This is a genomic window from Streptomyces sp. CNX435, assembly GCF_059570575.1.
The window spans coordinates 109,490-122,796 of record NZ_JCANTA010000011.1; the positions used below are offsets into that span (position 1 = coordinate 109,490).

At 70.6% G+C, this 13,307-nt stretch carries 9 protein-coding genes; 4 read left to right on the forward strand and 5 right to left on the reverse strand.

Going from position 1 to position 13,307, the window contains the following annotated elements:
• The first annotated feature begins 4 nt into the window (after window positions 1–4).
• Both T328_RS19615 and T328_RS19620 read left to right on the forward strand, forming a co-directional pair.
• Window positions 5–970: a helix-turn-helix transcriptional regulator gene (locus tag T328_RS19615; RefSeq protein ID WP_496497388.1), complete on the forward strand. Its 966-nt coding sequence runs from the start codon at window positions 5–7 to the stop codon at window positions 968–970.
• A 122-nt stretch (window positions 971–1,092) separates the two neighbouring features.
• Window positions 1,093–2,058 (forward strand): helix-turn-helix transcriptional regulator, encoded by a 966-nt coding sequence (locus T328_RS19620; protein ID WP_496497389.1) that lies wholly within the window; start codon window positions 1,093–1,095, stop codon window positions 2,056–2,058.
• Between the two features lie 151 nt (window positions 2,059–2,209).
• On the opposite strand, the gene T328_RS19625 is transcribed toward T328_RS19620, so the two are convergent.
• A complete protein-coding gene (locus T328_RS19625) occupies window positions 2,210–2,677 on the reverse strand; it encodes a helix-turn-helix domain-containing protein (protein WP_496497390.1) in 468 nt (155 codons plus the stop codon).
• Between the two features lie 69 nt (window positions 2,678–2,746).
• Between T328_RS19625 and T328_RS19630 the strand changes: the two genes are divergently transcribed.
• On the forward strand, window positions 2,747–6,031 hold the full coding sequence (locus T328_RS19630) for an NACHT domain-containing protein (protein ID WP_496497391.1): 3,285 nt from the start codon (window positions 2,747–2,749) through the stop codon (window positions 6,029–6,031).
• Between the two features lie 8 nt (window positions 6,032–6,039).
• Here the strand turns inward: T328_RS19630 and T328_RS19635 are convergent, their stop codons facing one another.
• The 4 genes from T328_RS19635 to dnaK are packed head-to-tail and all read right to left on the reverse strand — an operon-like array spanning window position 6,040 to window position 10,414.
• The gene (locus tag T328_RS19635) at window positions 6,040–6,513 is read right to left on the reverse strand and encodes a heat shock protein transcriptional repressor HspR (protein WP_496497392.1); all 474 of its coding nucleotides are present in this window, start codon (window positions 6,511–6,513) and stop codon (window positions 6,040–6,042) included.
• A gap of 5 nt (window positions 6,514–6,518) precedes the next feature.
• Window positions 6,519–7,706, reverse strand: a complete 1,188-nt coding sequence (dnaJ, locus tag T328_RS19640) for a molecular chaperone DnaJ (protein ID WP_496497393.1) — start codon at window positions 7,704–7,706, stop codon at window positions 6,519–6,521.
• A gap of 42 nt (window positions 7,707–7,748) precedes the next feature.
• Window positions 7,749–8,537 carry a nucleotide exchange factor GrpE gene (gene grpE / locus T328_RS19645; RefSeq protein WP_496497394.1) on the reverse strand — a complete coding sequence of 263 codons (789 nt, stop codon included), beginning with the start codon at window positions 8,535–8,537 and terminating at the stop codon, window positions 7,749–7,751.
• A complete protein-coding gene (dnaK, locus tag T328_RS19650) occupies window positions 8,534–10,414 on the reverse strand; it encodes a molecular chaperone DnaK (protein ID WP_496497395.1) in 1,881 nt (626 codons plus the stop codon). Before dnaK ends, grpE begins: the two co-directional genes overlap by 4 nt.
• 351 nt (window positions 10,415–10,765) lie before the next feature.
• Between dnaK and T328_RS19655 the strand changes: the two genes are divergently transcribed.
• Window positions 10,766–13,066 (forward strand): heterodisulfide reductase-related iron-sulfur binding cluster, encoded by a 2,301-nt coding sequence (locus T328_RS19655; RefSeq protein ID WP_496497396.1) that lies wholly within the window; start codon window positions 10,766–10,768, stop codon window positions 13,064–13,066.
• Window positions 13,067–13,307: the final 241 nt, after the last annotated feature.

Below are 13,307 nucleotides of genomic sequence, written 5' to 3' on the forward strand. Positions count from 1 at the left end.
ACCCATGGCGAACGACGGACACCCGCACGTGCCAGCCGAGCCGTGCCCGGCCGGCCGGGAGCTGTACGCCATGGCGGTACGCGACGGCGGCATCTCCCGCGCGGCCGTGGCCGACGCCCCGTGCCTCATCGACCTGGCGCTGCTGGTACCCGACCACGACGACGACGAGAGGCTGCTCCCCGTACCCGCGAGGCACGCCATGGCCGGTCTACTGCAGACACTCGAACAGGGCATCCGCGACCGACAACGCCAAGCGGTGCAACTCGCGCGGGCCTTCAGCCGGTTCACCGACATCAGCGCCGAACCGTCCGTCGACGCCGCGGTCACCGTCCTGGAGGGTATCGGCACGATCAACGCGGCACTGGACCGAGCGGTGACCGACTGCGCCGAAGAACTGCTGACGGTGCAGCCGGAGGCGGCCCGCGGCTCTCGCGTCTTGGGCGAGGCGCTGCGCCGCGTGCGCCCTCTCATCGACCGGGGCGTCATCATGCGCACCCTCTATCAGCACGCGGCCAGGGAAGCGCCGCTCACACAGGCGTACCTGCGGTTCGTCGGGCCACAACGGGTGAAGGTGCGCACCCTCGAAGAGATCATCGAACGGATGATCATTGTCGACCGCAAGGTGGCCTTCGTCCCCGCCCGGCCGGATCGCCAGGTCGCCCTGGAGCTCCGTCACCCGGGGGTCGTCGCCTATCTCGTGGGCGCCTTCGAGCAGTTCTGGCAGCTGGCCACACCCATGGAGGAGGCGGCGTACACCGAGGCCACCCACGAGGGGATCACCGGTGTGCAGCGCAGCATCGCCCGACTCCTCGTCGAAGGCCACCTCGATCAGAACATCGCCCGCCGACTCGGCATGAACGTACGCACCTGCCGCGCCCACATAGCCAAACTCGCTTCGGCACTGGGCAGCAACAGCCGCGGTCAACTGGGCTATCTCATCGCCCGCTCCGGCATCCTCGAGGATTCGTGACGGATGGCGCACGCCCCGCCCCGGGAGCCCGCGGTGTCACGAAACGGCCTCATCCGCTGTCTCATTCCGAGCACTTATGCCACCTGACGGCCACTCCGGTAGACACAAGGAGACCTGGCAGCATGGAGCACCCCCACCCTGAAACCGCCCTCTGCGACGTGGGCAGAAAGCTCTACGCCTCCGCGTTACGCACGGGCCTGCTCTCCCCCGAGGCCACCGGTTCCGCACCCTGCCTGATCGACACCGGTCTCGTGAGGCACGACCCCGGCGACCCGCAGTGGCTCGTACCCACCCCGCCGTCCGAGGCGGTCACCGACCTCGTCCGCCCGCTGGAGCGGGAGCTGTCCGAGTACCGGCGGTTCGCCTCGGCTCTGGCGGGCACAGTCGAGCAACTCACCGCGTTCACCTCCGAGGAGACGGCTCCGTCCTTGCTCGCGGTCTGGAAGGGCAAGGACCAGATCGAGGCCGCGTTGCTGCGCGCTCTCGACGAAGGCGCCGAAGAGTTCCTCGCGATCCAGCCCGCGAGCGGCCGGACCAACCGGACCGCCGAGAAGATTCGCGTGACCGCAGAACGCGTCCGGGAGCTGCACGAACGCGGCATCGCCCAGCGGACTCTGTACAACCACACCTACCGGCGCCATCCCGCCACGCTCGCGTATCTGGACGCCCTCAAGGACACCGGCCTGGAGGTGCGCACCATGGAGGAGACCGCGGAGAGACTTCTCATCATCGACCGGCGGATCGCCTTCGTCCCCGCGCAGCCCGACCGGGAGACGGCACTGGAGATCCGGCACCCCGGCCTGGTCTGGTACCTGGTCAGCGTCTTCGAACAGTTCTGGCAGATCGCCGTCCCGTGGGGGCACCAGGTTCCCTACCGGGACACTCCATCGGGCATCACCGGCGTCCAGCTGAAGATCGCCCGCCTCCTCGTCGAAGGCCACCTCGACGAGGCCATCGCCCGCCGCCTCGGCATGAACGTACGCACCTGCCGCGCCCACATCGCCAAGCTCTCCGCCACCCTCGGCAGCGAGAGCCGCACCCAGCTCGGCTACCTCATCGCCCGCTCCGGCATGGTCGACGACAGCTGACAGGTGCCGGTGGCGGCCCGGGGAACGGAGCCGCTGGTGTGTATGAAGCCGGGAAGCGAACACACCAGCGCTCCGCCCGAGGGGTGCCGCAGGCGTCCGCGGACGACGTTGGCAGGTCACGCCCGCAGGGCCCCGAAGGCACTCGCCCTCATCATTCACGAACCGTCGGGCAACGGCTATTGCCTCTTGCGGCAACCCGGCCCGCGCCCGCCACGTCCGGCAGCAGCGCCCGCCGGTTGCGGTCGCCGACCAGCGCCGCCTGCACCCGGGACTCCACGTTCAGCTTGCGGCAGATGTTGGTCAGATGAGCGCGTACCGTTCTCTCCGCCACCCCCAGCTGCGACGCCAGCCGGCGGTTGGTCGGACCGTCGGCGAGCAGGAGCAGCACCTGCCGTTCGCGATCGGAGAGCAGCGCGAGACCGACCGGTGGAGCTTCTCGCGCCGTGTTGCCCGAACCGTGAGACCTCACTGTATGAACTCCCGGACCAACTGGGCCGTACGTGACTACGTTCGGCATCCTCTCCCCCGTCCGTAAACAGAACATTGGCTTACCGTCCGTATCAACTCCACCCGAACCCAGCCTCATCTTCCTGAAATTCATGATGATGAGGGTGTACATACCTACGCGTACCGGCCCTTCGGCGAGCACCGCCGGTGACCTCTCGCCACCCGCTATATCGTCGGCCGCATGGAACCCGCAGCCGTCGGCGTCAGGCTCGCCTCCGCCGTCGTCGCGCCCCTCGTCCGGCGGCTGTTCCGCAGCGAGGGGCCCGGTGCGGGGCTGGTGGGGCGGCCGGTGCGGATGGCGGCGCTGGTGTCGTTCCGGGGCGAGCGGCGGGAGTTGGACGAGGACGGTCTACGGAAGCTCGCGGAGACCCTCGTGCGGCGCGCCCTCCGCGACGGCGGGGAGAGCGGCCGGGAGACACCCGCCGCCGACGAGGCCAGTGCCGTCGCCGACGCGCTCGCCCGCAGCCTCGCCGCCCTCGGCGACCTCGACCTCGACGACGTCCAGGCCGTCCAGCTCGGCCCCGAGGCCCTCGCCCGGCAGCTGCGCGGGGCCGCCGCCCGGAGCGGCGATCCCGTACGCGAACTCTCCGCGGACGCCGCCTACTTCCACGACGCCCTCCTCGACACCGCCTGCCTGCACATCCTCCACTACTTCAGCCAGCGCTCCACCTTCGTCGCCCGCACCCTCGTCGAGCAGTCCCGCCGCCAGGCCGACCAGATCGCCCGCCTCGACGCCCTCATCGCCCGCACCCCCCTCCCCGCCGCGCGGGACGCGGCCTTCGAGCGCGAGTACTTCGCGTACGTCGCCAGGAAGCACGGCAAGCTCACCATCTACGGCGTCGACCTCGCCGACTCGCCCGCGAAGTGGCCCCTGGACGTGGCGTACCTGCGCCTGGAGGCGGCGCCTCCGCGTGATGAATTCTCGATCGTGTCTCGTATCCGTGACGCATTCGGGGAGGCCGACCACTTGCCCGTCGTGATCGTAAACACCGGCGTTCTCGCCAGCGGCCCCCTCTCCGACCCCGCCATCCCCGCCGACCAGGCCCTCGCCACCCACGAGCGCGTCCTCCTCCGCGGCGCCGCCGGCTCCGGCAAGACCACCCTCGTGCAGTGGTTCGCCCTCTCCGCCACCCGCGCCGACACCCGGGCCGACGACGGCATGGACTACCTCGCCGGCCGCGTCCCCTTCGTCCTCCCCCTCCGCACCCTCACCCGCCACGGCCAGCGCCTCCCCGCCCCCCGCGACTTCCTCGCCGCCACCGGCACCCCCCTCGCCGGCGCCCAGCCCGACGGCTGGGAGCACCGCGTGCTCACCGCCGGCCGCGGCCTGCTCCTCGTCGACGGCATCGACGAGGTCCCCCGCGCCGAGCGCGACCGCACCCGCCGCTGGCTCTCCGACCTCATCGACGCCTTCCCCGGCAACCGCTGGCTCGTCACCTCCCGCCCCTCCGCCGTCGGCGAGGACTGGCTCGCCGCCGACGGCTTCACCGAGCTGACCCTCGCCCCCATGCGCCCCGCCGACCTCGCCCGCTTCATCGCCCGCTGGCACGCCGCCGTACGCACCGGCGCACGCACCGGCGACCCGGCCGCGGACGACGCCCAGCTGGCGGCGTACGAACAGCAGCTCACCGCCGCCGTACGGCACACCTCCGACCTCGGCCGGCTCGCCACCAACCCGCTCATGTGCGGCCTCATGTGCGCGCTCAACCGCGCCCGCCGCGGCCACCTCCCGCGCGGGCGCAAGGAGCTGTACGAGGCCGCCCTGTCGATGCTGCTCTCCCGCCGCGACCGCGAACGCGACATGGCCGTACCCGACCTGCGCGAGGAACCCCAGCTCCAGGTGCTGCAGCGCCTCGCGTACTGGCTGATCCGCAACGGCCGCACGGAGCTGGACCGCGACCGCGCCGAAAGCGTCGTCGCCGCCGCCCTCCCGGCCGTCCCGGAAGTCGCCGCCCTCGGCGACGCGGCGGCCGTGCTGGAGCACTTCCGCGACCGCAGCGGGCTCCTCCGCGAACCGGGCCCCGGCGCCGTCGACTTCGTCCACCGCACCTTCCAGGACTACCTGGGGGCGCGTGCCGCGGTGGAGGAGGGCGACATCGGCGTGCTGGCGGCACACGCGGCGGACGACCAGTGGGAGGACGTCATCCGCATGGCGGTGGCGCAGGCCCGCCCGCGGGAGCGGGAGGAGATCCTGCGGGAACTGCTGGCGGCGGCGCAGGCGCGGGAGGGGGTGGAGGGGGTACGCATCCGGCTGCTGGCCACCGCCTGCCTGGAGCACGCGGCCGAACTGGCCCCGGCGGTACGGGAGGCGGTGGAGCGGGAGACGGAGGCACTGATACCGCCGAGGACCACGATGGAGGCGCGTGCACTGGGCGCGACCGGGCCGCTTGTCCTGGACCTGCTGCCGGGCCCGGAGGAGGCGGCCGACGAGGCGGCGCCGCTGATCGCCGTTGCCGCCAGCCACGTGGACTCGGACCGCGCCATCCCGTTCCTTGCCCGCTACGCCACCCATCCCTCACTGGACGTGCGCCGGCAACTCGCCTGGGCCTGGCAGCGCTTCGACACCGAGGAGTACGCCGACGAGGTCATCGCCCGCCTCGACGCGGACGATCTGTACTTCACCGTCACCTCCGACGCCGAGCTACAGGCCCTGCGCAGGCTCGGAGGCCGCCCCCTGGTCGAGGTACGCGGCGGCCCGCTCGACCCGTTCGAACTACGCGAAACCCTGGCCTCGTTCCGTCTCGCCAAGCTGATCATCCGCAACCGGCACGCGCTGGGAGACCTGGACTTCCTGCGCGGCCAGCACGAGCTTCGCGAACTGCGGCTCACCGAGTGCATGGGCCTGTACGACGCCTCAGCCCTCGCCGGACTGCCTCTGCGCACCCTCATCCTGGACGAGGTGCACGGACTCGCCGACAGCACCCGCGAACTGCTCGCCTCACTGCCGCGGCTCAAGTTCCTTTCCTTGTCGCCCGAGCGAACGCACCTGCTCGATCTCGACACGCTGCCGCCGCTGCCGGAGCTGACCACCCTCAACCTGCTCACCGCCTACACCTCCGGGCTGCACCCCCTGGCCAAGCACCCCAAGCTCGCCGACGTCTACCTGGGCTGGCGGCACGAGGCCGCCGCGGACGACTGGGAGGCGCTGGCCGCGCTCCCTCAGCTCGTAGCGCTGCGGTCCCGGCCATACCTGCTGTCCGTCGCCCCCACCGGTGCCGCACTGCCGGATGTCCGGTTCCTCGGGCTGATCGACGACCAACCCGCCTACGTACAGGACCTGGCGCCGCTCCCCCGGCTCTTCCCCAGGCTCAGGCGCCTCGTACTCGACCTGCCGGCCCGCGGCCGGCTCGACCTCTCTCCGCTCGCCGGGCTCGACTCACTGGACCAAGTCTCCCTGCGGACACACGCAAGAAGCCTCCACGCAGGGCTCCCGCCCCACGTGGAGGTCACCTACCTCGCCGACTGAGCCGAGGCTCAGCCCCGCTTCTTCTTCGGCTTCCACACCACCAGCGCACTCGTCTGCTGCACCTGCTGATACGGCACCAGATCCCGCCGGTACGACGCATGCACCTGCGCCTCCCGCTGCGCCATCGCCGACGCCGCGCCGTCCAGCGCGTCCGTCAGCTCCGCCACCTTCGCCTGCAGCGCCGCGACCTGCGTCTCCAGCTCGATGATCCGCTTGATCCCGGCCAGATTGACGCCCTCGTCCTGGCTCAGCGCCTGCACCTGCCGCAGCAGCGCGATGTCCCGCGCCGAATACCGCCGGCCGCGCCCGGCCGTGCGGTCCGGGCAGACCAGGCCGAGGCGGTCGTACTGGCGGAGGGTCTGCGGGTGCAGGCCCGAGAGTTCGGCGGCCACGGAGATGACGTAGACCGGCGTCTCCTCGGTCAGCTCGTACGGGTTGCGGCCACGGGCGCCGCGGGCACCGCCGCCGTTCCTGCCGTTCATCGTCGTCAAGCTCCCTTCGCGGCCTTGAACAGCTCCGCGCGTGGGTCCTCACCCACGGTCGCCTTCCGGTACGACTCCAGCGACTCGCGCGCCGAGCCGTCCGTCTCCTTCGGCACCGTCACCTCGACGGTGACGAGCAGGTCCCCGCGCGTGCCGTCCTTGCGGACGGCGCCCTTGCCGCGGGCGCGCATCGTACGTCCGTTGGGGGTGCCCGGCGGCAGCTTCAGGGTGACCGGCGGGCCGCCGAGCGTGGGCACCTTGATGTCCGCGCCGAGGGCCGCCTCCGGGAAGGTGACGGGGACCGTCACCAGCAGGTTGTCGCCCTTGCGGCCGAAGACCGGGTGGCCGTCGACGTGGACGACGACGTACAGGTCGCCGCCCGGCCCGCCGCGCTCGCCCGGGCCGCCCTTGCCGCGGAGCCGTATCCGCTGCCCGTCCTGCACCCCCGCGGGGATGCGGACCTGCATCGTGCGGGACGACTTGGCGCGGCCACTGCCCTTGCAGACGTCGCAGGGGTCCTGGGCGATGAGCCCGCGGCCCTTGCAGTCCACGCACGGGTCGGTCAGCGAGAAGCCGCCACCGCCGCCGCGGGAGACCTGACCGGTGCCCACGCAGGTCGGGCAGACCCGCGGGGAGCCGTTCTTGTCGCCCGTGCCGGCGCACGTCTTGCAGGGGGCCGACGACGACATCCGCAGCGGCACCGTGGCGCCCTCGATGGCCTCGGTGAAGCTGAGCGTGACCTCCGACTCGATGTCCTGGCCGCGGCGCGGCTGCGTACGCCCGCCGCCGCGGTTGAACAGCCCGCCGAAGACGTCGCCGAGGCCGCCGCCGAAGCCGCCGGTGGTCGTCTGGCCGCCGGCGCCGCCGGGGCCCGGGCCCGAGCCGCCGAAGAGGTCGCCGAGGTCGAAGTTGAACGAACCGCCGCCGGCGCCCGGGCCGGGGCGGAAGCCGCCGTTGCCGAAGAGGGTGCGCGCCTCGTCGTACTCCTTGCGCCGCTTGGGGTCGCCGAGCACGTCGTTGGCCTCGGAGACCTCCTTGAAGCGCTCCTCGGCCGCCGCGTCGCCCTTGTTGGCGTCCGGGTGGTACTGCCGGGCGAGCTTGCGGTACGCCTTCTTGATCTCGGCCTCGGTGGCGTCCTTCGGGACGCCGAGAACCTTGTAGTAGTCCTTCTCGATGAAGTCCTTCGTACTCACTCCCGGCGTCCCTCCTCTCGTCCCTCGGCGGCGGCTACGGCCTCACCCCTCGTCCGGGCCACCGCTGTCCGTCTCTCCTCCGGCAGTCTCGTCCTTCACGGAACCGGAACCGGAACCGGAGCCGGCGGACTTCGCCGCCCCGCCGTCGTCCGCGTCGGTCTCCTTCTCGTCCGAGTCCTCGCCCTTTCTCTCCACGACATCGCCCTGCGACACCGTCGCACCCGGCTGCGGCTCGGCCACGGCGACCCGCGCGGGGCGGATCGTACGCTCGCCGATCCGATACCCCGGCTGCAGAATCTGCACGCACGTGGTCTCGGTGACCTCCGGCGAGTAGCTGTGCATCAGCGCCTCGTGGATCAGCGGGTCGAAGGGCTCGCCCTCCTTGCCGAACTGCATCAGACCCATCTTGGCCACGACGGTCTCCAGCGACTCGGCGACCGACTTGAACCCGCCGACCAGCTCCTCGTGGTCCCGGGCCCGCCCGATGTCGTCGAGCACCGGCAGCAGCCCGGTGAGCAGGTTCGCGATCGCGATCTCCTTGACCGCGACCCGGTCCCGCTCCACCCGCCGGCGGTAGTTCTGGTACTCCGCCTGCAGCCGCTGCAGGTCCTTCGTCCGCTCGTCGAGCGCCTTGCGGGTCTCGTCCAGACGACCCGAAAGGGGGCTGTTCCCGTCCCCGTTCCCGGCGGCCCCCGACCCGGCTCCGTCGGCGCGCCGGGCGCCGGCGGGCGAGGTGCCCGCGCCGGCCTGGCCGCCCGGCTGTGCCTCCGCTGTCTCTGCGTCGGTGGGGACGTCGGGCTTCTCCTCGAAGCCCGGGGTCTCCTCCGTCACGCGGCACCGTCCTTAGGCTTGTCGTCGTCCACGATCTCGGCGTCGACGACGTCGTCGTCGGCACCGGCGGCGGCGCCGGGGGCGTCGCTCTGCGCCTGCTGCGCGCCCTCGCCGCCGGGCGCGGCGGCGCCGGCGCCGGACGCCTGGGCGTCGGCGTAGAGCGCCTGGCCGAGCTTCTGGCTGGTGGCCGCGGCCTTCTCGGTCGCCTCGCGGATGGCCGCGGTGTCCTCGCCCTTCAGCGCCTCCTTGAGGTCGCCGACCGCGGCCTCGACCTCGGACTTCACGTCGCCGGGCACCTTGTCCTCGTTGTCCTGGAGGAACTTCTCGGTGGTGTAGACGACCTGCTCCGCCTGGTTGCGGGTCTCGGCCGCCTCGCGGCGCTTGTGGTCCTCCTCGGCGTACTGCTCGGCGTCGCGCATCATGCGCTCGATGTCGTCCTTCGGCAGCGCGGAGCCGCCGGTGACGGTCATCTTCTGCTCCTTGCCCGTGCCGAGGTCCTTCGCGGCGACGTGCATGATGCCGTTGGCGTCGATGTCGAACGTGACCTCGATCTGCGGCACGTTCCGCGGGGCCGGCGGCAGGCCGGTCAGCTCGAACATGCCGAGCTTCTTGTTGTACGCGGCGATCTCACGCTCGCCCTGGAAGACCTGGATCTGCACCGACGGCTGGTTGTCCTCGGCCGTGGTGAAGGTCTCCGAACGCTTCGTCGGGATCGTGGTGTTGCGCTCGATGAGCTTGGTCATGATGCCGCCCTTGGTCTCGATGCCGAGGGACAGCGGGGTGACGTCGAGCAGCAGGACGTCCTTGACCTCGCCCTTGAGCACGCCGGCCTGGAGTGCGGCGCCGACGGCGACGACCTCGTCCGGGTTGACGCCCTTGTTGGCCTCCTTGCCGCTGGTCAGCTCCTTGACCAGCTCGGCGACGGCCGGCATGCGGGTCGAGCCGCCGACGAGGACGACGTGGTCGATCTCGGACAGCTCGATGCGGGCGTCCTTGATGACGTTGTGGAACGGCGTCTTGCAGCGCTCCAGCAGATCCTGGGTCAGCTGCTGGAACTGCGCCCGGGTCAGCTTCTCGTCCAGGTGCAGCGGGCCCTCGGCGGACGCGGTGATGTACGGCAGGTTGATCGTCGTCTCGGTGGACGAGGACAGCTCGATCTTCGCCTTCTCGGCGGCCTCGCGGAGGCGCTGCAGCGCCATCTTGTCCTTGGCCAGGTCGACGCCGTGGCCGTTCTGGAACTGCTTGACGAGGTAGTCGACGACGCGCTGGTCCCAGTCGTCACCGCCGAGGTGGTTGTCGCCGTTGGTGGCCCGGACCTCCACGACGCCCTCGCCGATCTCCAGCAGCGAGACGTCGAAGGTGCCGCCGCCGAGGTCGAAGACCAGGATGGTCTGGTCTTCCTTCTCCATGCCGTACGCGAGGGCCGCGGCGGTGGGCTCGTTGACGATGCGCAGGACGTTCAGGCCGGCGATCTCGCCGGCCTCCTTGGTCGCCTGGCGCTCGGAGTCGTTGAAGTACGCCGGGACGGTGATGACCGCGTCGGTCACCTTCTCGCCCAGGTACGCCTCCGCGTCCCGCTTCAGCTTCTGCAGGATGAACGCGGAGATCTGCTGGGGGGTGAACTCCTTCTCGTCGATCGGCTGCTTCCAGTCGGTGCCCATGTGGCGCTTGACCGACCGGATGGTCCGCTCGACGTTGGTGACCGCCTGGCGCTTCGCCACCTCGCCGACGAGCACCTCGCCGTTCTTGGCGAAGGCGACGACGGACGGCGTGGTCCTGGCGCCCTCGGCGTTGGTGATGACGCTGGGCTCACCGCCCTCGAGAACACTGACGACAGAGTTCGTCGTGCCCAGGTCGATGCCGACCGCACGTGCCATGTTGTCTATCCTCCGGATTCAGGTGCTCTGCCTTGAGCTGGTCAGGCTCAAGAGTGCCATGGGCGATGCGCCGGGCGCAATTCAGCTGAGTCGCGAAGACTCAAGTTTTGTGCGTCATCGCAGGTGGGAATGGGTTATCGGGCTACGGGCCGACGGCCGCGATGGCACCGGAGGCGCGACGCACGTCACCGGCCGGGCGGCTTCTTCAGGCCCGGGACACCCGGGTACGCTCGGGCCGGGGAGCGGTAAGTTACCGCTTAGTAGAAGCCGGGTAAGCCAGGACCAACGCAGTAGACCGGGACCAACGCAGTAGAGCAGTAGAAACGCAGCAGACAGGCCGAGGAGCCCTCCATGCAGCTCGCCGCCATCGTCGTATCGCTGGTGATCACCGCGGTCGGCGTCGCGCTCTTCGCTCGCGCCGTCGGGCAGATCGTCGGCTTCGTCCGCCTCGGCAAGCCGGTCCCCGCCGGCAGCCGCACGGACGACCCGGTCGCGCGCAGCGTCACCCTGGCCAAGGAGTTCCTCGGCCACACCCGGATGAACCGCTGGGGCGTCATCGGCTTCGCGCACTGGTTCGTCGCCATCGGCTTCCTCACCCTGGTACTGACGCTCGTCAACGCCTTCGGGCAGCTGTTCCAGGCCGACTGGCTGCTGCCGGTGCTCGGCGACTGGCTCCCGTACGAGCTGTTCGTGGAGTTCATCGCGCTGATGACCACGCTGGGCATCCTCACGCTCATCGCGATCCGGCAGCTGAGCCTGCCGTCGAAGGCCGGCCGCAAGTCCCGCTTCACGGGCTCCACGATGTGGCAGGCGTACTTCGTCGAGTACGTCATCCTCGTCATCGGCGTCTGCATCCTCCTGCTGCGCGGGCTGGAGGGCGCGCTGCACCACGTCGATTCGTACGAGGCCGGGTACTTCGTGTCGTACCCGATCACGGCCGCGGTCGACGGAATGGACACCGGCTCCGTACAGAACCTCGTCTACCTCGTCGCGATGATCAAGATCTCGGTCTCCTTCATCTGGGCGACCGTCCTCGGCCTCAACACCACGATGGGCGTGGCCTGGCACCGCTTCCTCGCCTTCCCCAACATCTGGTTCAAGCGCAACGCCGACGGCGCGGTCGCCCTCGGCCCGCTGCAGCCGATGGTCTCCGACGGCAAGCCGATCGACTTCGAGACCGTCTTCGACGACGAGGACGGCGAGGAGACCGTCTTCGGCGTCAGCCAGGTCGAGCACTTCTCCTGGAAGGGCATCCTCGACTTCTCCACCTGTACGGAGTGCGGCCGCTGCCAGTCGCAGTGCCCGGCCTGGAACACCGGCAAGCCGCTGTCGCCCAAGCTGCTCGTCATGGCGCTGCGCGAGCACGCCGCCGCCAAGGCCCCGTACCTGCTCGCCGGCGGCGGCAAGTCGGCCGAGGGCGAGGAGAAGGCGACCGCGGAGCAGCTCGCGGACGTCCCGGCGGACGCGCTCGCCGAGGCGGAGCGGGCGCTGATCGGCACCGCGGCGGAGCAGGGTGTCATCGACCCCGACGTGCTGTGGTCCTGCACCACCTGCGGTGCGTGCGTCGAGCAGTGCCCCGTGGACATCGAGCACGTCGACCACATCGTCGACATGCGCCGCTACCAGGTGATGATCGAGAGCTCGTTCCCGTCCGAGGCGGGCACGATGCTGAAGAACCTGGAGAAGAAGGGCAACCCCTGGGGGCTCGCCAAGAAGCAGCGGCTGGAGTGGACGAAGGAGCTGGCGGCGGAGACGGGCATCGAGATCCCGGTCGTCGGCAAGGACGTCGAGGACCTCTCCGAGGTCGACTATCTGTACTGGGTCGGCTGCGCGGGCGCGTTGGAGGACCGGGCGAAGAAGACCACCAAGGCGTTCGCGGAGCTGCTGCACATCGCCGGCGTGAAGTTCGCGATCATGGGCGGCGACGAGAAGTGCACCGGCGACTCGCCGCGGCGCCTGGGCAACGAGTTCCTCTTCCAGCAGCTGGGCGAGGAGAACGTCGCGATGCTCAACATGGCGTTCGGCGAGGATGAAGAAGAGGGCGTGACGGTCGAGAAGGCGAAGAAGAAGATCGTCGCCACCTGCCCGCACTGCTTCAACACCATCGCCAACGAGTACCCGCAGCTCGGCGGCCACTACGAGGTCGTCCACCACACGCAGCTGCTCCAGCACCTCGTGGACGAGGGCCGGCTGGTCCCGGTGACGCCGGTCGAGGGGATCATCACGTACCACGACCCCTGCTACCTGGGCCGGCACAACAAGGTCTACACGCCCCCGCGCGAGATCATCGCCAAGGTCCCGGGCGTACGGAACGAGGAGATGCACCGGCACAAGGAGCGCGGCTTCTGCTGCGGCGCCGGCGGCGCCCGCATGTGGATGGAGGAGCGCATCGGCAAGCGGATCAACGACGAGCGCGTGGACGAGGCGCTGTCGCTGGACCCGGACATTCTGTCCACCGCGTGCCCTTTCTGCCTCGTGATGCTTACGGACTCCGTAAACGGCAAGAAGAACGCGGGAGCGGCGAAGGAGTCGCTGGCCGTCGTGGACGTGGCGCAGGTCCTGCTGGACTCGGTGAAGACGCCGGCGGAGAATCCGCCCGCGGACGGCGCCGCGGCGGCGGAGAGCGAGCCGGAGCCGCAGCCGGCGACGTAGTACGGCGAGGCGGCGGTACGGCGAAGCGGTACGAGCGGTACGGCGAGGCAGTACGACGAGCGGTACGCACCACGGGGACACCACGAGCAACCCCCCACGGCGGCCGGTCCCGTGACCATGCGGGGCCGGCCGTGGGCGTATTGGCGCAACCGTTGGTACAACCATCGCGGGGCGAGGCGCGTCGTATGACGCGGGAGTGAACACAACCCGACGCACGAGCGTCACCAGACCGCCACCACCG

Coding starts and splice junctions, on each gene's coding strand:
- T328_RS19615 (WP_496497388.1), top strand. CDS start 5: ATGGCGAACGACGGACACCCGCACGTGCCAGCCGAGCCGTGCCCGGCC.
- T328_RS19620 (WP_496497389.1), top strand. CDS start 1,093: ATGGAGCACCCCCACCCTGAAACCGCCCTCTGCGACGTGGGCAGAAAG.
- T328_RS19625 (WP_496497390.1), bottom strand. CDS start 2,677: ATGTACACCCTCATCATCATGAATTTCAGGAAGATGAGGCTGGGTTCG.
- T328_RS19630 (WP_496497391.1), top strand. CDS start 2,747: ATGGAACCCGCAGCCGTCGGCGTCAGGCTCGCCTCCGCCGTCGTCGCG.
- T328_RS19635 (WP_496497392.1), bottom strand. CDS start 6,513: ATGAACGGCAGGAACGGCGGCGGTGCCCGCGGCGCCCGTGGCCGCAAC.
- dnaK (WP_496497395.1), bottom strand. CDS start 10,414: ATGGCACGTGCGGTCGGCATCGACCTGGGCACGACGAACTCTGTCGTC.
- T328_RS19655 (WP_496497396.1), top strand. CDS start 10,766: ATGCAGCTCGCCGCCATCGTCGTATCGCTGGTGATCACCGCGGTCGGC.